The sequence below is a fragment of the Cohnella herbarum genome, from assembly GCF_012849095.1.
In the GTDB taxonomy this organism is placed as follows: Bacteria; Bacillota; Bacilli; order Paenibacillales; family Paenibacillaceae; genus Cohnella; species Cohnella herbarum.
The window spans coordinates 1325419-1347415 of sequence record NZ_CP051680.1; the positions used below are offsets into that span (position 1 = coordinate 1325419).

Consider the following 21997-nt stretch of genomic DNA (forward strand, 5'->3'; position numbering starts at 1 on the left):
CCAACTTGATCATCAGCAACCGGTGAAGGAGATGAAGCGGTAACGTACTTTAAATGAATAACAAACGTCTTTCGACCGCTGGCATTTCTATAATGATGTTTTTATTTTGTATTGGTCTTGGGCTGGAAGATCGGTCTGCTTATGCCGCTCCAACTCTTCCGATCACATCGGAACAAGAAAAACTTACGATTGAGGTATATCCCCAACAACATCGACTGGTTGTGAAGTCACAAGACCATACAATCAAGGTCTACCCTGTGTCCGTAGGTACTCCCTTAACACCGACCCCGGTCGGTGAGTACAGAATAAGATCCAAGGGTAAGAATTGGGGACCTTCTTTCGGACCTCGTTGGCTTGGACTTGACGTCCCTTGGGGGATATATGGAATACACGGTACGAATAAAGTTAATTCCATTGGTCAACATCTAAGTCACGGCTGCATCCGAATGCGCAACCAGGATATCCTTAAGTTATTTGACCTGATCCCAATCGGTACAAAAGTAACGATTTATGGGCATGTATTAGGGGAACTATTAAGAGAACCGCGGAAATTAGCTGAAGGGGATGTTGGAGTTGACGTTTTACTTATACAATCCAGATTAAAGAGTGCCGGTTATTTCAGTGGCAGTTGCAACGGAAAGTTTCGTGCAAGTACAACCGATGCATTGAAACGATTCCAACGTGATCATAATCTGATTCAGGATGGCATTGTTTCGAATGCAGTTTACGATAAGATAGGATTATTGGAATAAGGCATATCCGTTGCAGATCAAAGAACTTTACGTTCCTTGATCTGCTTTTTATTGGTATAGAGAACTTTCCGCTAAACTTTTTTATAATACAACAAGACTCGCTCATATCGGCTGAACTTTCCAGCGCAAAAGTTCTGTCTGACACCGAAACAGGTTCGACGCCTTTATAGGTTCTGAAGGTGTCTTGTCACACAACGGTTTTCTTTGTACGAGTACGAAAGGCTTCATCCTTCCGTATTTTCATTCCTTTATCTATTCCTTTACTCTTTCCATGTTCCATAAGCTCCGAAACCGTAACCATTCGAAAACCCTGCTTTTTCAAAGCCGGTAATATTTGTTGAAGTGCCTGCACCGTTTGTGTTGACCGATAAACATGATCATGTAACAGGACGATGTCACCATTGCGCGCATTTTTCAATACTTTATCTATAATTTTGTCCACCCCAGGCATACTCCAATCCCGGGGATCTTGATGCCATGACCATAGTACGAGAGTGTAACCTTGCTGCTTGGCCATTTTTATAACATTGTCATTAAAACAACCGCCTGGAGGCCTAAACCATGGGCTTGATTTACCGGTCACGCTTGTGAGCTTTTGTTGGGTTTTGGCAATTTCATTCGCTATGGTAGTCAGATCGGCTTTTCGATCGAATAGCGTGTGATTATAAGTATGATTGGCTACCTCATGTCCTTCCAAAACTTCACGCTTCACAATTTCTCGGAATCGGTCGATGCGATTGCCAACTACAAAGAAAGTCGCTTTCGCTTCGTATTTTTTTAACAAATCCAAGATTTGGGATGTTGTTTTTGCATTCGGCCCATCATCAAATGTCAGTGCAATTAACTTCTCATCCATAGGAACTTCCCATACGACCTCTCCTCGAGACTCATAGTAATTCCGATCATGTTTTGTTGGATCGACGGAAAAACCGGTCGTAATAAAACTGTTCAAGCCAAGAAAAGCGATACAAAGCAATTTGAGAGGCAATTGATTTTCCCACCAGTAGTCATCCGTGTTAACCTTTCGGCTTGACAACTAATGCAGCCAGGAACGAGAAAATGATCGCAGCCGAAATTCCCGCGCTTGTGACCTTGAAAATTCCGGTAATTATCCCAATCCAACCATCGGTTTGCAGTTCTTCTAATGCGCCATGAACAAGCGCATTCCCGAAGCTGGTGATCGGAATAGTCGCACCTGCACCGGCAAAGTCGATAAGTGGATCGTATAGTCCGATGCCGTCTGTTATCGCCCCGAGCACAACCAACAAGGTCATCGTATGAGCAGGGGTAAGCTTAAAAACATCAAAACAGATTTGTCCGAATACGCAGATCGCTCCGCCGACGACAAACGCCCATAAAAAGATCATGCTCTCCCTCCATTCTCAATGGAAACCGCGTGAGCGATACATGGAATACTTTCCCCTTGTTGATAAGATATCGGGGACAACAACGCTCCGGTTGCTACAACCAGAATTCTTCTCCATTTGCCTTCGCGCATCTTATTGAGTAAATGCCCGTAGGTAACAACTGCAGAGCAACCGCAACCGCTAGCTCCTGCTTGCACGGATTGCTTATCGAAATCATAAATCATCAATCCGCAATCGCTATACTCGGTTTGCTCGATGGGAATCCGATGTTTATCGAACAAATCCAGGGCCAGACTGTACCCTACTTTAGCGAGATCCCCAGTGACAATGAGATCGTAAAATCCCGGCCCTATTTCCAAGTCCCGAAAATGGGCTTGGATCGTATCTACAGCCGCTGGCGCCATCGCCGCTCCCATGTTAAACGGATCGGTAATTCCCATATCCACAACCCTGCCAATTGTCGCCGATGTTACCAACATGCCTTCGCCTTCTTGGGAAATAACAGAAACACCTGCTCCTGTTACTGTAAATTGCGCTGTTGGCGGCTTTTGCGAACCGTATTCGGTTGGATATCGGAATTGCTTTTCCGCTGTCGCATTATGACTGCAAGCGCTCGCCAGCGCAAATTTGGCATTTCGTGAGTCCACCATCATTGCCGCCATTGCCAAGCTTTCCATGGAAGTCGAGCAAGCTCCAAAGACGCCCAGATAAGGAATCGCCAAAGTCCTAGCTGCAAAGCTGCTGCTTATGATTTGGTCCATCAAATCTCCGCCTATGTGTACATTGATCTGTTCTTTCGTTAATCCCGCGTTTTCGATCGCGAGTTTCGCGGATTCCTCTAATAAAGCTCGTTCCGCTTTTTCCCAACTGTCCTGCCCCAGCATTAAATCGCCATGGATAATATCGAAATCGTTCGCAAGAGGCCCCTGGCCTTCGAAAGGGCCGACGACCGTTGCTGTGGATCTAATTCTTGGCCGGTTTTCAAAAATCATGCTTTGATGTCCCTTAAGCACTTCTAGTGTCCCCCCGTTGCATTTGGGTTAAAGAGAAAATGCAGAATTCCCACTATAAATGCCGCAACGACCCCGAAGACGATAACCGGACCAGCAAGCTTGAACATTTTACCGCCAACGCCCAGAACCAAGCCTTCGCTGCGGTGTTCGATTGCAGCCGAAGCCATAGAGTTTGCGAATCCAGTGACAGGTACGGCCGTACCCGCACCGGCCCACTGCGCAATTTTATCGTATACGCCAAATCCGGTTAGCATCACGGAAAGGATAATCATGACAGCAACGGTCGGATTCACTGCTTTTTTTTCATCAAATCCCCCCCAATGCATAAATAACTCTTGGATGGATTGGCCTATTAAGCATATAAGACCCCCGACGAGAAACGCCCGAACGCAATTTTTTATTATCGGTCTCATTGGCTCTCTATGATCAACCATTTTTTTATATTCCATTTGAACCGGTGTCAATTTCTTAGTCTTGTTTGCCAATGGAATGGCCTCCTTATCGCTTAAGTACGGGTTCCAGATCCCGAATTATGTTTTCCATTTGAGTGACGCAGCGTTCGTACATTTCTTTTGCATTTTTATTCCTTGTGGTTAACCCGAATAACATTAAATCTGCCTCGCATTTCTTCATTGTCGAGAATAGAACGGCTTTCTTCTGGGGCAGGGGAACTTTAATCTGATCGTCATACAAATCTACATACAACTGGCTATACGAGTCGACCTGACCCAAAAAAACATTGTCAATGGTAACTCCGAGTTTTTCCAATTCCGTATTCAGCCAAGCCCGACTCAATCCGATCGTGGCCAGTGGCTCGTCCATAATTTTACCGTCCATAATAACCGCTTGCGGTTCTTGCTCAGGTCCGACTTTGATGCCAAGGTGTTTGGGCGTAAGCGGTTGGTTTTCCCTAGTTAACAGCACGCTGATATCACCGCTTGGCTCCATAATCGCAAATTCGACATCCGCCACTTTAAAAGCCATTTTCTTTCTTAGTTGTTCCATCAATTCATCTGTAGTTAACCTTTCCTTTTTCATATTATCTTCCAATACTTTTCCATCCTTGATCAACACTCTGCCTTTACTATCAATAAAATCGCGCATTTTTTTACTTTTCATTTGTAAAAAGGCGATTCCCAAAGAGACGAAAGCCCAAACCGAAATGGCCAGTAAACCTAAGTACCAGTTTCGATCTGTATCCAAAGAAATGTAACCAATCAAATTCCCGATTGTAATCCCCGTAATGTATTCGAACATGGACATCTGCGATACTTGCCTTTTACCTAACACCTTCGTGAATAGAAATAAAGCGATGACCGCGATTAACGTGCGATAAACAATTTCGATCCAGGTCGGCACTGCAGTGTTCCTCCTATTGTCAACTTTGGCATTATCCCAAAAGGCTTTACCAAATTCATGCTAATTATGAGTTAGGGCTTCTTCCAATTTCTGAACGATGCATAAAGAGTGTCCATTCATTCCATTCTAATATCTGTCGTGGACAGGGGGTGATTTCATTGACAGTCGCAACACAAGTGAAAACATGCGTAGCTTCACTTAGAAGCGTTCAAGCCAGCCTAGAGCAGTTCGCTCTGGAAACTCAGAATCAGGAAGCCAAGACGCTCTATACGAATGCTGCTACGCAAACTGGACAGATTCTTCAGCAAGTTGAAGGCAGAGTCCAACAATTAGAGAATGAGGAACCGCAATATAAAGGGTTTTAATTTCAAAAAAGCCTGACAAATGGTCTTTGAACCACTGGTCAGGCTTTTAACATATTTAATCTCTATTGTGCCTTTTGACTGGCAGGAATTATTTAATTATTGTACCTTCGTTGATTAGCCTTTCTTTATCCTTCAAAGAAAATACTCCAGGTACCCAACCCTCTAAATTTCCGTATCCGCCAATAATATTTTCATTAATTTGATAGATGTTAGCGTACATTTTCTTTCCTGTTTTTTGTTTTTCATTCAGCAAGTAAGTTGTAATATAAATTTCTTCATTCACATACGGCTTCAAATCAACAACACCGGCGATACTTGGATCCAGGCTTTTTGTCGCTAGCTTTTTTTTGCTAATTTTTTCCTCGATATGCCAACCAAACGACTTAAGGTATTCAGTAGGGTTATCATTATTCTGCTCAGTAGTTTCATTACTGCAACCAATCAGGAATACAAGACAAAAAAATGCAAATAAAACTGTAATTTTCTTAATCGAAATCCATTCCCTTCATCTTCCATTTAGATATGAGACGTACAGAACCGTATGAAGGTTGCAGTGTTTCAACTATTCTACCCGTAAGCACAACAACGGCAGCCGATCGTTATGGCCGGCTGCCGTCGTGTCATCATTGAGCTATAGTTCTTAGTTAGCTTAACCACGTTAATTAGAAATCGGGTATAAAATCATCTTTTATGCTCATATTGCCATCACCATAACCCACTTCAATTACATGCTCCTTACCTTTTCCGTTCTCTACCACGAATGTAAAACGACTTGTATAACGGGCCGACATGTTCTCGGAATTAAAGAAATCCTTATAATTGTTAATTATCTCATCAGCAACCCAATCTGGGACTTTAACATCGTCGGGGTTTAAAAAACTAGCCAATTGTAGCGTGTTCCCTTCATCAATAAGGTCTAAATATTGAATGACCATTTCCCCGGCATATGGAAAATACCTTATGTAAGGGTTATGGTAGACAATTCCGCCATCTTCTTGATATCGAATGACTAACGAATTATCTTCCTGATGCTCCTTAAAATTCTTGTCTGCCAAAACAAATTCATATTGTCCGATTACAGGATTCATTGCAGATCCATCATCATTGATTCGTACTGATAGTGAATTAATGTCAAAATTTACATCGAAGCCTTCAATGACTTTATTCGCTCCTTCAATATCTAATCGATTAGGGTCAGACTTATTGAGTAATTGCAATAATTTATCTGCATCTTTTTCCTTAATTAACCTTAGGAACTCCTGGGCATCTTCCACCGCTTTCTTCTCTTCAATTTTACTTGAATTCTTTTGGCTTTGGCTCGAAGGGGAAGTTTCCTCTTTCGGTACTGCGTTTTGTTCTGTTCCTGTTGAAGTCGCTGAATTATCGATGTCCTCAGTCTCAACATGGGTAGTTGAAGCCTTGTCAACACTTTTATTATTTGTACAGGCAGATAAAGTTAACATCAACAAAACCCCTATCAAGATCACCCGAGCTAAATTCGTCAATAATACCCTCTCCCTACCAAATTACTCGTTTTCGTTAACTATAAGTCTCAAAGCTTAAGTCGTTAAAAAATACTAAAGTTTCGCTAAATGAAAAAGGAGCTGGCCGTTTGGCAAGCCCCCGAACCATCGTTCCGTTGAATAGTAACTGTGGTTCGATGTCATTCTCTCTACTTTCATTATACTTCTCTTTATAAATTATTTGTAGACTACTTTTTTTGTAATTTCCATATTATGCTGTTATATACAAGTCGAAAATAAGAGGTGTGTCAATGTGAATGACAAAAAAGATGTCTTAGATAAAGGTCCTTTCTTTCATGGTACTAAGGCAGAACTAAAAATTGGAGATTTGTTAGAACCCCAACATTTATCAAATTACCAAGATAAAAAGTCTAACTACATTTATTTCACTGCAACATTAGATGCTGCTAAATGGGGTGCTGAATTAGCAACATCTAAATCAAAAGAACGAATTTATATTGTAGAGCCATTAGATGAATTTGAAAATGACCCTAACTTAACTGACAAAAGATTTCCTGGGAACCCAACACGTTCCTATAGGTCTAAATTTCCTTTGAAAATAATAGCTGAATTAAGTTCTTGGGAAAGACATTCTGATGAAGAAATAAATCATATGGTTGCATCCTTAACAAAGTTACGTGAACAAGGAAAAGCTGTAATAGACGATTAATCCTTGTATTCTTCGCCGCTCTCCTCGAAGTTGGTTCAAAATATTACCTCGACACAAAAATTGGGGCATAAAAATGAAAAAAGCTTGATTTCTCAAACATGAATAGTAGGAATATGTGAATGAGTTAGATCTGTTGACCCCCAATCATCGTCCATTTTACTTCATACCGCTCATTAAGGAGGACAAAATCGGCATCACAGCCGATTTCAATTTTCCCTTTGTTCGACAGACCTAGAATACGTGCAGGCGATGTTGAAGCCATCTGTACAGCATCTGTGAAGGATATTCCATTCTCTACTGATAGTCGCAACGCTTCATTCATCGTCACCGTGCTAGATGCCAAAGTACCGTCCGCTAGCCTTGCAACCCCCTCGGTTACAGTGACATTGTGGCCTCCAAATAAGTAATCTCCATCGCCCAGCCCCATCGCTTGAAGCGCATCTGTAATGAGCACCATCCCTTCCGGTCCTTTGATGCGATGCATCAGGCGGAGGATCGCAGGATGAAGATGGACTTGGTCGACAATCGCTTGTAAACTTACATGTTGTTCCTCGAATGCGGCAACGATCAGACCGGGGTCTCGATGATGAATCGGTCTCATTCCGTTAAAGCAATGTGTCACATGGCTCGCACCTGCTCCAAATGCTTCCTTAGCTTCCTCGTACGTGGCATCGGAATGAGCAACAGCAATGACTACCCCTTGATCCTTCAAATAGGAAATCAGCTCTAATCCACCTGGTAATTCCGGAGCAATCGTCACCATTTTAATGAGCGAACCGGCTTCTTGGAAAATATGCTTCATTTCATCGAGATCAGGATGGCGAAGATACTTCTCATTCTGCATCCCTTTACGCTTCGGATTCAAATAGGGCCCTTCCAAGTGAATGCCGGTAATCTTCGCGCCTTGCTCATGGCCGATCACTGATTTCACGCTGCGGATCATGTTTAACAGATCATCCATCGTTGAACTTACGGATGTCACTAAGAACGAGGTGCATCCGGTTGCAGCACATGTTCGGGAAACTTCTTGAATGCTAGCCTCTGTTCCATCCATCATATCGTACCCATTGGCACCGTGAATATGAATATCTATCATTCCAGGGATGAGCCACATCCCATAGCCATCTATCCGTTCGTATCCCTCATCTATTCGCATGGCTCCTTGCGTTTCAATTCGCTCGATCTTCCCATCTGTGACCCAGACTGAAGCGGAAGGTAGGATTAGATGCGGAAGCAATACGTTGACATCTTGAATGATTTTGTTGTTCATCTCTACTCGGCTCCGTCCTGAGGATTATTTGTACTACATTCAATTAGAGTGATATTCTTCTGATCTAATACTTCTCTCATTTCGCTAGTAATAGATAGATCTGTCACGATTATATCCACGTAATCGATATCTAACTTAAATCTTGATTTTGACGCGAATTTCGAATGATCCGCAACAAGGATTACTTGATCCGACTGCTTGGCCATTTCCTTCTTCACTCGAACATCTTCTTCATAGGGATAATAGAGTCCGTCTGGTTGAATAGAAGTTGCTCCAATATATGCCTTATCTGCTCGAATTTCACTAATCTTATCGATGACGGAAGGACCAAATAATATGCGATTCTGGGTGTGTAGATAGCCGCCAAGTACATAAATGCTCAAATCATCTCGTTTAGAGAGAATGGCTACATTATCAATCGAATGTGTAATAGCGGTAATCTGTTTCGCCTGAATATGTTCGGCAACAAATTGAACTGTTGTCGATACGTCCAGGAATACCGTCTCATGATCGTGAATCAGCTTAGCTCCAAGCTTACCAATATGATTCTTATTGGTGGATTCCTCAATGAGACGATCCTGATAGGATGAGAGAACCTTCTGAAGTTCTGGAAGTGCTACCCCTCCATGCGTCCGAACAACGACACCTTCTTGAACCAATTTGACAATATCTCTCCTCGCCGTATCTCTGGATACTTGAAAGATCGAGCATATCTCTCCAACGCTCATTGATTGATGTTGTTTTAAGTAATCAAGAATTTTCAATAATCTTGTTTCTTGAAACACCTGAATGCACTCCTTAGTTAAGCATTCCAATATATTTTCCAAGTATATATAAGCAATAAATGAATATCAATAAGTATTTATAAGTAAAAGAAAATGGATCTACCACATCGTAGTAGATCCATTCGCTTGTTTTCTATAAAATAGCCCTCTTTTCTGGCTAATTTACTCTCTATCGGGTTTCACTAAATTTATTGTTCTAGAGTGGGCTTTCCGAGGATTGGACTTCTGCCTAGCACACTGCATGTTTCCCCTCAATCTCTATGTTGTAATAATCCAGAATAACCATAATAGCTACAGACTTACAAGATGGGAAATTTGCAAAACCAAAAGCATTCAATGCAGATCCAAGTTAGGTTACAGTTCTCCTCCCGTTAACAGCCGTTCTGCAATGTTACGCAGCGACAACCCTTTCGTATGCGGCACGCAAATACCCTTCAATTCATCCAGCAAAGCAATCCAGGAAGATGGAACGGCACTGCTGCCGTTTATGGCTCCAACCAGTGCGCCGACCATGGCAGGCATGCTGTCTGCCTGTTTAGGAACCATTGCGGCCAGTTGCATGCACTGATTGAAATCACCGTCAGCGCTAAGAAGTATTCCGTAGCTGACCGCCAGCGTCTCTGGCGCGATATTGCCGAAATTGTATATATGATTGACGACCAGGTTATTCCAAAGCGGAATCGCCTCCATGGCGGAGCCCGCGTTTTCCGCTATCGTAATGGCTTGTCTGATTTTTCTGCCGGTCCACGAATCGCCGGGAACATAATCGAGCCCCGCTTCAACGGTCTCTTTAGGCGATGCGCCGTTCATCGCGACGGCAATGCTTGCCGCCATCGCTTGGGCCGCGAACACCCCGTCCTCCGCGTTCGTAATGGATGCCATATCTCCCGCAACGCGCGAAGCGATATCCGGCCGGCCATGGAACCGGATGCCGACGGGGACCGCTCTGGCGACCGCACCGTCGTCGAAGTGATGCGGATTGTCGTTGCCCGTAGCGGGAGCCGTCAGCCCCTTCAAAGCGTTGTCGATGGACGCCCGCTCGCTAATCCCGCTCCAGATGGAGTCGGCGTGATCTCGAACATGCCGATTCCAGCCTTGCTCCAATTGCCGCAAATCCGGTATACCTGCCGTTTCCGATAAAATCAAAGCCGAGACGACCGCGTATTCGGTATCGTCGGTTCCGCACAAATTAAACGCTTCTTCTTCCTGTGTCAATGAAAAGGGCAAAGCGAATTTATTGATTCTGTTTTCGTCCGCTTGCGCGCTGAATTTCCACAGAAGACTGCGCGTCCATTCCGCGTTAAGGCCCCTGTGATACATCGCCGGAAAACCGATCGCGTCCCCCATCGCCAATCCGAGCAAAGCGCCATAAGCGCCGCTGGCCAATTGATTACGCTCCATGCTTTTCACTCCCCGCAATCCGCTCGGACAATTGCTTCGACAACGCTGCGATATCGATACCGGCCGTCGCGTGAATGCAATGTCCTCTAATGATGTTGATTTGCCGTCTCCAGCGCTCGGGAATAACGCCTGCGCCGTGTAATGCCCCTGCCATCGCGCCCGACATCGCCGCGATCGTGTCGGAATCCCGCCCGACGTTTACGCCGCCAAGCACGGCCGGCACGTACGCGCCGCGCGCCGCCGCGAAAACGCCGTAAGCTAGCGCCGTCGCTTCGGGGCCGACGTCCGCCCATGGATAATAAAAGATCGAGACGGAGTCGTGTAGTTCGACGACGGCTTCTTCCATATTCGAATGACGCAGGCCGATCTCAACGGCACTCTTAATTTTGCGATAAGTCCAGCTGTCTTGCGGGATATGATCCAAGCCAGTCCGGATTACCCGTTCCCAGTCGCTTCCCGCGCTCACTCCCGCGAATGCGACGCTTGCGGCGATCGCCTGCGCGCAATAAACGCCGTCTCTGGCATGGCTGATTTGCGCTTCGATTTTTGCGAGTCTGGCTGCCTCCGCCGGATCGCCAAGGCAGTAAAGCCCGACAGGGGCGATCCGCATCGCCGCCCCGTCGCTCCATCTTTCATGGTTGTCCGAGCCGGTATGCGGAAACGCGAGTCCTTTTTTCAAATTTCCGATGCCGTTCATCTCGCTGAATCCGCCGCCGTAAAATCCGCCTTTTTGCCCAACGAGCGTATCGTTCCATTCCTTCATCATGTTTTCAGCGGATAATCCGTTTCCGTATTTCAATAAAATTTGCGCGGTCAGCATCGCGTATTCGGTGTCGTCCGTGCCTGCCGGATCGTCGGACACGAAATCTTCGATCCAACCGTACGTGTCGCGGATTTCCGAAACGGATTTCCCCTCCGTCGGCGCACCGAGAGCATCTCCGACCGCTTGTCCGATCAGACAGCCGTAAACCCGGTCAAAAAAATCTATATCGTTCACAGTAACGTCTCCTCGTTATGTCGCTCTGTTTTTTTCATTCGTATTCGTCGTCCAGCAAAGACAAGATGGATTTTTGGTTCCTGTACTCATGGGGAGACAGGCCTACCATGAGTTTGAAAGACCTGTAAAATGGCGTCAGGCTCTGAAAACCGCACTGCAGGCAGATGTCCGTCACCGGCATTTCCGTCTTCAGCAGCAGCTTCTTCGCTTCGTTAATGCGCAGCGTCTGCAAAAACTCCTTGTATCCTTTGCCGAGCGCATCCTTGAACAAGTGCCCCGTTCGGGAAACGCTCAAATTGACATGGTTGGCGACGTCGGCCAACTCAATATTTTCGCGAAAATTTTGCTTAACGAACGCCAGCGCAGGCTGCAGTTTCAAATATAAATTAAATGCTTGGTTGAACTTCTTACTGGACGTCTCGTTACCGTAGTGCCTAAGAAGCAGAATGCATATTTTGAGCAAGTCGCTTCTCGCCATGCTGCGATATGCGGCTTTGCGCAGCTCAAGCTCTTTTTGGATGGAGCGCATTAATGCGCCGATTTCCTTCGTGCCGTCCGTTCCTGCGGGAATTTTGTTCTGAAATTTTTGCGGCTGGTAAACGAAAGGCGCCAGAAGTTCTTTCTCTCCGTCCTCTACCAGCGAAGGATCGAAATACAGAAACAAATAGCGGCTCGGATCTTCAGCTGACGACTGCGCGATATGCGGCTCCATGTTGTTCACGATAAAGATATCGCCGGCTTGCACCTCGTACGTCTTCGACCCGAAATAAAACCAGCCTTTTCCGGAAATGCAATAGCCGATCTCCAAATTGGAGTGCCAATGAAACGGTTCGATTTGCTGGCTAGGCGTCCATTCATGGACATGGATCAGCTCAGCGGGCAATTCGTAATATTGCTTCACCGCCCAAGCTCCCTTCATGATCGTAGACTAGCCTTTAATGCTTCCTTCGGCCATGCCCTCGATAAAGTTGCGCTGCAGTAGAAAATAAATCACGATGAACGGCAAAATCGAAATGACGCCGGCCGCGGAAATTTTGCTCCAGTCCGCACTGTAATTACCGACGAACACCAAATACTTGGTGGCCACCGTCTTTAAATCCTCATTTTGGATAAAAGCGTTGGCGAAAAAAAACTCATTCCACGTCCACAGCCCGGTGAGCAGCGATACTGTCAAAAACACGGGTTTGGCGATCGGAAGCATGATTTTCCCGAAAATTTGCAGCTCGTTGCAGCCGTCGATTTTCGCGCTTTCGCTAATTTCTTTCGGAATGCCGATCAGATATGTCCGCAACAGAAAAATGTTGAAAGGCAAATAAATCGCCGAGTAAATCAAGATTAATCCTTGCAGCGTATCCATCAAGTTCAACTTAATCCATGCGTAAAACAACGGAACGAGGAACAGTCCCATAGGCACGGATAAGACGAGGAAAAGCAGCAGCATAATCAGCGACTTTCCGCGAAATTCCAATTTGGCAAGCGCATATGCGCACAAGCCTCCCGCGGTGCAAACGATAAGGACAGTACAGACGCCGACGATAATGCTGTTCCAGTAAGCTTCCCCGTATTCTCCCATCGTCCAGGCGGTTGAAATGTTTTCGAGCGTCAGTCTGGATGGCAGACCGAACGGGTTTGCGGTAAATTCGTCGGAAGGCTTCACAGCGTTCAAGAACAACAGAAAGATCGGGGCGAGCGTGACGATCAGCACGACAAGCGGAACGAGATGCGAACCCCAGAACCTATTTCGGTTTGTCATCACATTTCCCATCCTCTCTTCCGTAAAATTCCGAACGCGGCGATTATTATTCCGCTAAACAGCGCTAGCGCCAATGCGATGGAGCTTGCATAACCGGGCTCATGATTTTGCAGCGCTTCCTTGTACATATAAGTGGCGATAAGCTCCGTCGCATGACCAGGACCGCCGCCCGTCATTACGTAAACGTAGTCGAACGCGGCAAAAGACCAGATCATCGTCAGCATGACAATCAGCATAATCGTCGGCCGAAGTTGCGGAATAATAATGCTCGTGTAAATTTTCCACCGGCGCGCGCCGTCGATTTGGGCGGCTTCTTCCAGACTTCTGTCCGTCTGGTGCAGCGCCGTCAGGAATAGGATCATCAGAAACCCCCAATACCGCCACCCGTCTACGGCAGCAACGGAGTACAAAGCGTAATTCGGGTCGCCTATCCAGAGCGGCGGATTCGGTATGCCCCACGATTGCAGGGTGGGGTTTATTCCGTAATAAGGATTGTAAATCCATGTCCATATTTTCGCGGTAACGACGGTTGAACAAACTTGCGGCAAAAAGAAGCCGACTCTGTAGAGCAACTGGAATCGGGTGATCCGACTGATGAGAATAGCGAGCAGCAAACTGAAAGCCGTTGGAACGGTGCAAAAAATAACGAGCCATTTCAAGTTGTTGTACAACGCCGAGTAGAACACCGGATCCTTCAGTAGGCGTTCGAAATTGTCCAGGCCGATAAAATTCGGCTTGGCAAAGCCATCCCAGTCCGTCAGGGACATGATCATCGTACCGACGGAGGGCGTGGCCACGACCAGCAAAATAATGAGAAGCGCCGGCGAGACGAACAGCCAGGGCAGCAGACGCGCGGTCAAATTTCTGTGCATGATCTGGAACACCTCTCAAAAAAATAGAGGGAGGGCTCCCCCTCCCTCATTTCATTTTTCGGCAAATTCAAACAGCTTGCCCGCTTCCTTATCTTTCTGGAACGCTGCCTCCATGTTGTCCAAGAAGGCGTCGAGCTTCAGCCCTTTAAGAAAAACCGCTTCAATGTTGTCGTAAGTGTACACTCGAGTTTGCGGCGGCCAAAACGTCCACGAGAGATATCCCGTCGCTTTGCGTTGACTATAATCGTTCATAAGATCCGCAACTTCGATGTAATGCTTGTCAATGCCTTCTATGCTGTTCAGATCGATTCCGTTGATCGGCTGGAAGCCGGAACCGACAATCGCTTTCTTAGCCGTTTCCGGCTGCACGAGATAGTCGAGGAACAGTGCGGCTTCCTCCGGATGCTTGGACTTGCTGTTGACGCCGTAGGCTGCTCCCAAAGCCAACGGAAGGTTCGTTTCCACTCCTTCGCTCCAGGAAGGCATCGGGAACACTCCCCAGTCCATATCGGCGCCTTTGGTCGTTAAAGTTCCGAGAAGCCAAGTACCTTCCATCTTCATCGCGGCTTTACCGTTCAAGAACAGATTAGTCGCATCGTCGCCCGTGATCGCCTGGGATTGCTTGTTGTTAATGTATCCCTTTTGCCACAACTCAACGAGCTTTTCTATGGCTTGCTTGGATTCGGCTCCGTTCCAAGGGATCTGGCCGGACAACAGCTGTTTGACCTTGTCCGGTCCGAGCGTCGCGTTGTAGGCTAGCGAGAACCACCATTCGTTCGCCGCTCTGAAATCGCTTGCACCGAACGCAAACGGGATAATGTTTTTTGCCGCGATCGCTTCGGAAAGGCTGAGCAATTCTTGATAGTTCTTAGGCGTTTCCCAGCCGTTGTCGGCGAACAGCTTCTTGTTGTAATATACGACTTCGGTTTCGTATTTCCCCGGCACGCCGATCAGCTTGCCATCAACCGTCATCGGATTGTATGCCCAGGAAATGAACCTTTTATCCCAACCGTACTGCTTGCTGTAGCTGTCGAGCGGCAATGCGTAGCCGACTTTAGCAAATTCCCTGATTGTCGTCGCGCCGTCCGATGTCAAAATATCCGGCCCAGCCCCTGCGGTAAGCTCCGCTTTTTGTTGCTGTTCGGGATCGTTCGTGTAAGTCGCTTTGATTTTGATATTGGGATGTTTTTCTTGAAACGGCTTGATAACGTCGTTCTCGAAGTATTCCCTGCCATATTGCGCATGCAAATACCAGGTGAGCTCCGTTACTTCATCCTTTGCCTTTCCGTTTTCCTTTCCGTTTTCCTTCGCATTTCCCCCGCAAGCCGCCAATACCAAAAAACTGCTCAAAGTTAGTAATATCAGCGATTTTCTCTTGAACAACTTGACCCACTCCCCTTCTGGAATATACAGCCGTTGTCTGTCCCGGATGCGAATGCAAACGCACTCCGGCTTTACACGATAAGCATTAAACCTTGATGCTAAAATATCCTTACTTGTCCATAATTATAAAAATTGGCGTTTGCGATGTCTTCACAAAAACGGTCAAGTTATTGCTATAAACTGCTGCCCTCGTCATCGGCGCAGTTTCCACTATCGATAGGCATACAAAACCCTTCATTACCTAAAACCGTTGCTCAGCACTCATAGCTTAGGGTGAATCGAAGTCTGTTCCAATATTTTTCATTTCCGGGCAAGATGAAAATTGCCACCATCCTCTAAAAAAAGCTGGATGGCGATCAAACGCTCTGCCCAGGTGGCAATCCCCCGAAATCAAAAAAACTATACATCATCTTGGTAACACTGCTTCGAGTAAATCAACATATTCTTCTGCTGTTTCTGATAAGCCAGGGCAAACAATTAGCGGAGCCAAATTCTCATTCGTCTTATTGAATGAATCGTAATAATGAATCATTAAACGGCAGCCGATCCTGTGGCGGCTGCCGTCATGTCTTGGTTGAACTATCGTTGCCCGTTAGCGTAATGATCCGAATTGGAAGGATTTAGGTATTCGAAATAATACAAGAGTTCCCCCGCTTCAGCCTTTCCGTATCGGCAACCGCGGTATTCACAGCGAAGCGAATCTCGAAAAGACGCGCCTGATAAGGTTTGGGCATTCGAACGGTCAGCTGTTCCGTCTTCGGACTGTAATGGCAATCAACCTCATAACCTTCGCAAGGATACAACTGCACGATCTCCGCCTGAAGTTCGCCTATTCCACTCCGACCGTTCAAGGTGACCAAAGGAATCGTCCGGTATTCGTCGCCGTCCCCGAGTCTCCAGACGGACAGCAGTAACCGCGAATGATCGAGCGATGCCAGCCCGACGGCAGCCCAATTCAGCCTGTCGCTGATCCTCGTAAAGCCGAGCGGCCAGAAGGGATAGGCTTGCGAGATGAACGAGCGCTCCCGCTTGTACAGTTCGACTGCCTCCGCGATCAGCACGCGGTTCGTCTTATCGGCAAGATGAAGGTGGCCGGACAGATACAGATTGCCGCACATGCCGTTTACCATATTAAAGATCGTCTGCTCCCCATCGGTCATCGCCGCCAGTCGGCTCGTTTCCTTAATGCATTCCGGATTCGGCAGGTCCGTATAGAGCAGCGGATACGGATAAGCCCAAATGCCGAGCTGCTCCGGCAGAACCGCCGCCAGACTGCCTCCGATGATAGACGGATATTTGCGGTAATCCTCTTGGTCGCTGGAACTTTGCAGATGAAAATGAGTCAGCGCTTCGTAGTCCGCCCTCATGCCGCCGGAGCCGCAATTTTCCAACATCACTTGCGGGTGGCGCACCCTCACTTCGTCGATGAAGCGGTAGAAATCCGCCATCGCCTGTCGCAAGCCCTCCGCGGCCGCTTTGCATCCGGTGTCGTCGCCCGGCCCGATGCACAGATTGTAATCGTTCTTGAAGTAACGGACGCCCATTCCCACGAGGCGGTCGATTACGCTATGCATGTAAGATTGTACGTCCGGATGACCGAAATGGAGAAAAGATCGAAGCCCCCCGCCCACGCGAATGCCGTAACGGCGGATGAACCAGTCGTCCGGCTTCGCGGCTAGAGCCGCGTCGTCTCCGCACACTTCCATCTCCAGCCACAGGCCGGGCTTCATGCCTTTGTCCGCGATATAGGCAAGGAATGACTCAAGTCCTCCCTCACCGAACCGGTTGCGGCTCGCCTGCCAATCGCCAAGACCGCTGCCCCATGACAGCCCGATCTCGCTAAACCACCCGGCGTCGATGCAGAAATATTCGCATCCCGCAGCCGCGGCCGCATCGACAAGCGGTGTCAGCTTCTCTTTCGACGGATCTCCCCACAGCGCGTTCATATAGTCGTTGTAGACGACGGGCGCGGTAGGCATGTCCCCGTACAGCCCCTTCGTCAAGTAGCGGCGATACGTCGTCAGTTCCCTGATCGCGTCGGCGAAATCGCCGTCGCAGCAGCCGAATCCCGCCGGAATCGATTCATAGCTTTCGCCCGGCAGCAGTTGCTTGCTCCAACCGCCGAACCGCTCGTCGGCTCCGTCCGCATGAATGAACAAGCCGCCGCGGTCGTCGCTCCAAGAGCCGCGGTGGCCGATCTCGAGATGCCAGTTCGCGGATGTCTCCAGTTGACAATACCATGCTTTGCCCGTCTCCAAGTCCTCCAGCACGATCAATGGCAGCAGCTTGCCCGTGCTCCAACTGCCGACGGAAGAGAAGTGGACGGCCGAAGTGCTCGGGTGGACCGACGTCGGGTACAAGCCCAACTCCTCCAGATCTCCGAAGCGCCATTGGCCTTCCCCATTCCAAGTCTGACGGCAGTAATGAACGCGGATTTTGCGTTTGTCATACCAAGGTAGAAGCCCGTCCGTGGCGACGCCCTGCATGCACATCGAGGACAGATGGGTCAGCACGACCGGCGAATCCCCTTCATTGGTGACGGCCGTTGTCTGGCGGATCGCGGCCGCCCCCGGAATAAACCGCATGTCGACCTGTACCTTCAGCCGCAGCTGTTCGTGCCGGTACTGAAGCTGTAGCCCTTCGGCGTCGGCGGAATGGGACACCAGTTTCATCTCAGATGGCAGTGCGGTTAGTCCGCTGATCAGCGCCGGATTATTACCGTACTGACGGCCTGCGATAGCCAACTCGAAATTCGGAAAAGGAATACCGGGAACCCGCTCCCGCAGCTCCTTGGCAGGGTTTAAGGTTACCTGCATCCATCCTTTTTCCGTATGAGCAAAGCTGATATGCATACCTTCATGCTCGATCGTCATCCTGTTAGTATGGTCCTTCATTCTTCTCTCTCTCTCCTGTAAACCAGTTCCGGCTGGCCGATCGCCAGCGGCTTCAACAAATAGCGGTCGGTCCAACGTGAACGGTTGAAAAGTGGCTTAATGTCAAAAATGCACCGATTCGTCTCCATAAGGACGACGGACTATCGCTCGATTTCGTTCGCGCCAGGACGTAGGTATTTGTAATATTTCACCCTACCAATCTCTTATCATTTCTGATAAAATTTCATAAAACATAGAGTCCCTATTTTGTATTATTCAATTCTCAATAAGGAGAGCATTTATGGAGCGCGGATCGATGCTGTACATGATTGCTCCTCCTATGCCATTTTACGTGATAGGCGGAGTAAATAAGTATAATCCGGGAGACGAGCACCCCGATCGCTACGCGATCGGCGTTTTCGATATGCTGCTCGTGATGAAAGGCGAACTCCGGATCACAGAAGAGCGACGAAGCTGGCGAGTCGGCCCCGGACAAATGCTTATCCTCCGCCCGGATCTGCACCATTACTCCGCCGGGCCTTGCGAAGAGGAAACCCATCACTATTGGCTGCACTTCATGCCTGCCGGCGAATGGTGGGAAATTCCGGACGATCAGCGGCCCCCCGAAAAAGATATGCTAGTCCAGTTGCAGTCGGCTCGAACGAAGTTTCCCCTTCATCGGGTGTATAGCATTGCGGTGCCTAAATATGGCATGATCCCTTCTCCGGGAAAAACGTTCGATGCTCTTAATCACCTGATTCAATCTGAACTGGAGCCCCCATCCCTGGTATTGTGGAAGCATCAATCCATTTTAGACGAGTTGATCAGGGATTTGCACCGCGATCAGAAGTCCGTGAACGATACGCAGGCCGTCCGGCTGGCTGAACAAGCGGAAGCGTTTCTGAAGCAGAACTATAAGCAACCGATAACGAATGCCATGCTCGGCGAGGCACTGAACTTTCACCCCAATTACATTGCGCGCAGCATGCGGAATGTGCTCGGCTTCACCCCGGTCGAATACTTGATGCAATATCGCTTAGAACAGGCGAAGCTGCTGTTGATGAAGACGGAACTATCCATCATGAAAATCGCCGAAGAAGTCGGCTTTCAGCAAACCGCCTATTTTTCCCGTTGTTTCTCAACTAAAGAAGGGATTTCGCCCTTGCAATTTCGTAAAAAGTTTAAGAAGAATGGCTGAAAAATAGGCCTCGCGGGATTTTTTTCAGCCCTATCCTCTATCCTTTCCCTTTAAGCTCCACGACGACATTAATTTCGTCCGTCTCCTCGAACCGGCGCATAGTCCCGTCAGGCAACCTGAGTTCCGTCGGAATTCCGCGCAGCCCGCTCGCAAGCAGCCGGAATTTTCCGCTTCGCGCATCGATATCCCACGTAACGTTCACGACTCCATGGGGAGTCGAGGCACCACCCTTCGCCCAAGTCAAAGGTCCGATTCGAGGTTGGATCACGATTCGGGCATAACCGGGCGCTCCCGGCTTCACGCCAAGAAATTCGCTTGTGCATTCGTATAGGGGCGCTGCGCCCCAACCATGGCAATCGCTGCGCTGCGTAACCGGGTCCTCCAGCCATGTCGTTAGACCAAGTCCGATCTGCTCCCGCCATAATTCCCACATGCCGAAAGTACGGTCGTATATCCCTGCGTTGGACACCGCTCGAAATAGGAAAAAGGCCATCGCATAGGACACCTTCGCTAACGAATCGTCCGCCAGCATATTTTCCGCTAAACGCATAGCCTCCTCGCCTTCGACGGCATTCGCGAGTATCGCCCATAGCTGGGCATGCTGACTGTATTGCTCCAACGAAGGCGCGTCTTGAAACAGCGCTCTCTCCTCCGACCAGCAATGGCGTATGACCGCATCGATCGTACGTCTCGCCCGCTTCCGGTATTCCGTTCCCGTATCGGTTCGTCCAGTTGCTTCGTTCAGAATGGCTGCTTGATGCAGCGCCTCTGCATACATGAAATTATATACGGTCAGCGGCAATGGCTTGCCCGGAGCGGGAACGCCGTGAGAACCTTCCCATTCGCGAACCCAATCGACGTAAGACCAATAGCGATTCGGGACAGGACCTACGAGTTCGTCTTCCGTCACCGAGCGTTCGAACCAATCCAGTACCGCGTCGATGGTCGGGCGGTATCGCCGTACAAGCGTAGCGTCGCCCCAGAAAGCGTAATGATCGTGAACCATCATGATCCAATGCAGCGCAAACCCCGGGATGATCTGCGTCTCGTTCGAGGGAAAGCGGCTTTGCAGTAAGCCGTTCGGCAGCATAGACTTGTGGAAATCATCAATCGCTTTGCGCGCTAAACGATCGTCCCCGCCGACGCAATAGGTGAACAACGCCTGCAATCGCGTATCCATAATATATTGAAGCTGCTCGTAATACGGGCAGTCGACATAAGTTTCGTACATGCACCGCTGAAGCGTTCGAACGCTGATGTCCCACATGGGAGCGAACGTCTCGTCGGAACACTCGAAGGAAGCTTTGGTTTCCAGCGGGTATCCGGTTTCGCGGTAATCGAAACTACGCAGCGTTAATGGCACCTCCGCGACCTCTATGTCCAGGCGTACGAACCGGAACGTACGGAACTGGAATGTCTCGTATTCCTCGCTCCCGAACGTATCCGCTCCGCCGACTCGGTACGAATCGGTTCCCCCGCACAGCGTTTTCCCAACATGATCGTTACGGTTGCCTTTCCGTCCTTCGCTGTCTACATAGCTTTCCGAGCAGAGGAAGCGAATCTCGCTTCCCCTTCCTCCATCCGTTGCTACCCTCAAAAAGCCATTAACCAATTCTCCCGCATCCAACTCGAGCGAAACTTTACTTCGGGCGGGCAGCACAAGCCGGGATCCGCCGCTTGCGAAATTCCGTAAATGCAGGTCCTCCTGTATTCCCTCACTGCGCACCATACGAGTAAAGCTTCGGGAACGCTCGAACATGAGCGGAATCGGTCGCGGAGCGAGGGGCCAGACGCCTACAATGCCGTAAGTGCCCGGATTAGGCGATTCTCCGGTCGCCTCCACTGGGGACCAGCGCGTATCGTCATAGTCGACTCGTTCCCACCCATGCGGGAGAAGTCCACCGTCCACCCGCTCCAATCCTCCCGTAACCGTGAGCGGTTGCGGCTGAAATACGACGGCCTCATCTCGCAGACATCGCCATGAGTCGTTTGTAGACAACTCCTCCAGTAAATCATCTTCCGCATAGAGGTTCCCTTGAAGCAAGAACGCCCCCGCCGGAGCGCTAATAATAGCGAACGGCTTCGTGTCGTCTTCCCCGTAATGAAGCACTTTGGCCGCCAGTACGTTCCGGCCCTCCTTCAACTTGGACGAGAGATCGACCGTCTCGTAATATTGCGTCCACCGGTCCCCCCTGCAAGGACCGAAGGCAACCGATTCCCCGTTGAGGTAAAGACGATAACGGCTGTTCGCCGACACGTCGACAACTAAACGGCACTTACGGGAAGGCGGGAGATGAAATTCACGCCGGAAATATACGATACGGCTTGCAGTCGGATTGCTGCCGTCTTTTTTCTGCGCCCATATCCATTGGGCAGACCATGTTTGGTCCTCTTCCCTGATCTTCATCATTTCTTA

21 protein-coding genes are annotated in these 21997 nt (G+C 48.5%); 4 read left to right on the forward strand and 17 right to left on the reverse strand.

The genetic code is table 11. From position 1 onward, the window contains the following. The first annotated feature begins 92 nt into the window (after positions 1–92). A complete protein-coding gene (locus HH215_RS05670; protein ID WP_375140509.1) occupies positions 93–752 on the forward strand; it encodes a L,D-transpeptidase family protein in 660 nt (219 codons plus the stop codon). A gap of 187 nt (positions 753–939) precedes the next feature. Here HH215_RS05670 and HH215_RS05675 read toward each other — a convergent pair whose 3' ends face one another. Genes HH215_RS05675 through HH215_RS05695 form a run of 5 tightly spaced genes read right to left on the reverse strand, consistent with a single transcriptional unit; the run spans position 940 to position 4491 of the window. After that, the gene (locus HH215_RS05675; protein WP_254450381.1) at positions 940–1740 is read right to left on the reverse strand and encodes a polysaccharide deacetylase family protein; all 801 of its coding nucleotides are present in this window, start codon (positions 1738–1740) and stop codon (positions 940–942) included. Positions 1741–1768: 28 nt separating this feature from the next. Next, complete coding sequence (gene spoVAE / locus HH215_RS05680; RefSeq protein WP_169279015.1) at positions 1769–2119, reverse strand: stage V sporulation protein AE; 351 nt, start codon at positions 2117–2119, stop codon at positions 1769–1771. Then, the gene (gene spoVAD / locus HH215_RS05685) at positions 2116–3132 is read right to left on the reverse strand and encodes a stage V sporulation protein AD (protein ID WP_169279016.1); all 1017 of its coding nucleotides are present in this window, start codon (positions 3130–3132) and stop codon (positions 2116–2118) included. Before spoVAD ends, spoVAE begins: the two co-directional genes overlap by 4 nt. A 2-nt stretch (positions 3133–3134) precedes the next feature. Continuing rightward, positions 3135–3581, reverse strand: coding sequence for a stage V sporulation protein AC (gene spoVAC, locus HH215_RS05690; RefSeq protein WP_375140510.1), 447 nt, complete (start codon positions 3579–3581; stop codon positions 3135–3137). 49 nt (positions 3582–3630) lie between these two features. Continuing rightward, the gene (locus tag HH215_RS05695) at positions 3631–4491 is read right to left on the reverse strand and encodes a DUF421 domain-containing protein (protein WP_169279018.1); all 861 of its coding nucleotides are present in this window, start codon (positions 4489–4491) and stop codon (positions 3631–3633) included. Positions 4492–4649: 158 nt separating this feature from the next. On the opposite strand from HH215_RS05695, the gene HH215_RS05700 reads away from it, so the two are divergent. After that, a complete protein-coding gene (locus HH215_RS05700; protein WP_169279019.1) occupies positions 4650–4856 on the forward strand; it encodes a DUF1657 domain-containing protein in 207 nt (68 codons plus the stop codon). An 88-nt stretch (positions 4857–4944) separates the two neighbouring features. On the opposite strand, the gene HH215_RS36955 is transcribed toward HH215_RS05700, so the two are convergent. Both HH215_RS36955 and HH215_RS05710 read right to left on the reverse strand, forming a co-directional pair. Beyond that, a complete protein-coding gene (locus tag HH215_RS36955; protein ID WP_375140487.1) occupies positions 4945–5151 on the reverse strand; it encodes a hypothetical protein in 207 nt (68 codons plus the stop codon). Positions 5152–5518: 367 nt separating this feature from the next. Then, the gene (locus HH215_RS05710) at positions 5519–6361 is read right to left on the reverse strand and encodes a hypothetical protein (RefSeq protein ID WP_169279020.1); all 843 of its coding nucleotides are present in this window, start codon (positions 6359–6361) and stop codon (positions 5519–5521) included. A 271-nt stretch (positions 6362–6632) separates the two neighbouring features. Here HH215_RS05710 and arr point away from each other — a divergent pair, with 271 nt between their 5' ends. Then, positions 6633–7049 (forward strand): NAD(+)--rifampin ADP-ribosyltransferase, encoded by a 417-nt coding sequence (arr, locus tag HH215_RS05715; RefSeq protein WP_169279021.1) that lies wholly within the window; start codon positions 6633–6635, stop codon positions 7047–7049. 124 nt (positions 7050–7173) lie between these two features. On the opposite strand, the gene nagA is transcribed toward arr, so the two are convergent. From nagA to HH215_RS05760, 9 genes are all read right to left on the reverse strand, one after another. Further along, on the reverse strand, positions 7174–8319 hold the full coding sequence (nagA, locus tag HH215_RS05720; protein ID WP_169279022.1) for an N-acetylglucosamine-6-phosphate deacetylase: 1146 nt from the start codon (positions 8317–8319) through the stop codon (positions 7174–7176). Between the two features lie 2 nt (positions 8320–8321). Next, positions 8322–9104 (reverse strand): DeoR/GlpR family DNA-binding transcription regulator, encoded by a 783-nt coding sequence (locus HH215_RS05725; protein WP_169279023.1) that lies wholly within the window; start codon positions 9102–9104, stop codon positions 8322–8324. Positions 9105–9458: 354 nt separating this feature from the next. After that, positions 9459–10505, reverse strand: a complete 1047-nt coding sequence (locus tag HH215_RS05730) for an ADP-ribosylglycohydrolase family protein (protein ID WP_169279024.1) — start codon at positions 10503–10505, stop codon at positions 9459–9461. After that, positions 10495–11502, reverse strand: a complete 1008-nt coding sequence (locus tag HH215_RS05735; RefSeq protein ID WP_254450382.1) for an ADP-ribosylglycohydrolase family protein — start codon at positions 11500–11502, stop codon at positions 10495–10497. The genes HH215_RS05730 and HH215_RS05735 overlap by 11 nt, the downstream gene beginning before the upstream one ends. 34 nt (positions 11503–11536) lie before the next feature. Beyond that, entirely contained in the window at positions 11537–12403 is an 867-nt protein-coding gene (locus tag HH215_RS05740; RefSeq protein WP_169279025.1) for an AraC family transcriptional regulator, read from the reverse strand. A gap of 27 nt (positions 12404–12430) precedes the next feature. Further along, positions 12431–13255 carry a carbohydrate ABC transporter permease gene (locus tag HH215_RS05745; RefSeq protein ID WP_254450383.1) on the reverse strand — a complete coding sequence of 275 codons (825 nt, stop codon included), beginning with the start codon at positions 13253–13255 and terminating at the stop codon, positions 12431–12433. Next, positions 13255–14127, reverse strand: a complete 873-nt coding sequence (locus HH215_RS05750; protein WP_169279027.1) for a carbohydrate ABC transporter permease — start codon at positions 14125–14127, stop codon at positions 13255–13257. The genes HH215_RS05745 and HH215_RS05750 overlap by 1 nt, the downstream gene beginning before the upstream one ends. A gap of 51 nt (positions 14128–14178) precedes the next feature. Continuing rightward, a complete protein-coding gene (locus HH215_RS05755) occupies positions 14179–15510 on the reverse strand; it encodes an ABC transporter substrate-binding protein (protein WP_169279028.1) in 1332 nt (443 codons plus the stop codon). 620 nt (positions 15511–16130) lie between these two features. Beyond that, a complete protein-coding gene (locus HH215_RS05760; RefSeq protein WP_169279029.1) occupies positions 16131–18404 on the reverse strand; it encodes a glycoside hydrolase family 36 protein in 2274 nt (757 codons plus the stop codon). Between the two features lie 280 nt (positions 18405–18684). Between HH215_RS05760 and HH215_RS05765 the strand changes: the two genes are divergently transcribed. Beyond that, positions 18685–19581 (forward strand): helix-turn-helix transcriptional regulator, encoded by an 897-nt coding sequence (locus tag HH215_RS05765; RefSeq protein WP_169279030.1) that lies wholly within the window; start codon positions 18685–18687, stop codon positions 19579–19581. 37 nt (positions 19582–19618) lie between these two features. Here HH215_RS05765 and HH215_RS05770 read toward each other — a convergent pair whose 3' ends face one another. After that, positions 19619–21991: an alpha-L-rhamnosidase-related protein gene (locus tag HH215_RS05770; protein ID WP_169279031.1), complete on the reverse strand. Its 2373-nt coding sequence runs from the start codon at positions 21989–21991 to the stop codon at positions 19619–19621. Positions 21992–21997: the final 6 nt, after the last annotated feature.

Bases quoted from the DNA above. Each gene is read 5' to 3' on its own strand.
- HH215_RS05670 (WP_375140509.1), top strand. From the start codon at position 93: ATGATGTTTTTATTTTGTATTGGTCTTGGGCTGGAAGATCGGTCTGCT.
- spoVAE (WP_169279015.1), bottom strand. From the start codon at position 2,119: ATGATCTTTTTATGGGCGTTTGTCGTCGGCGGAGCGATCTGCGTATTC.
- spoVAC (WP_375140510.1), bottom strand. From the start codon at position 3,581: ATGGAATATAAAAAAATGGTTGATCATAGAGAGCCAATGAGACCGATA.
- nagA (WP_169279022.1), bottom strand. From the start codon at position 8,319: ATGAACAACAAAATCATTCAAGATGTCAACGTATTGCTTCCGCATCTA.
- HH215_RS05730 (WP_169279024.1), bottom strand. From the start codon at position 10,505: ATGGAGCGTAATCAATTGGCCAGCGGCGCTTATGGCGCTTTGCTCGGA.
- HH215_RS05745 (WP_254450383.1), bottom strand. From the start codon at position 13,255: ATGACAAACCGAAATAGGTTCTGGGGTTCGCATCTCGTTCCGCTTGTC.
- HH215_RS05750 (WP_169279027.1), bottom strand. From the start codon at position 14,127: ATGCACAGAAATTTGACCGCGCGTCTGCTGCCCTGGCTGTTCGTCTCG.
- HH215_RS05760 (WP_169279029.1), bottom strand. From the start codon at position 18,404: ATGAAGGACCATACTAACAGGATGACGATCGAGCATGAAGGTATGCAT.
- HH215_RS05765 (WP_169279030.1), top strand. From the start codon at position 18,685: ATGGAGCGCGGATCGATGCTGTACATGATTGCTCCTCCTATGCCATTT.
- HH215_RS05770 (WP_169279031.1), bottom strand. From the start codon at position 21,991: ATGATGAAGATCAGGGAAGAGGACCAAACATGGTCTGCCCAATGGATA.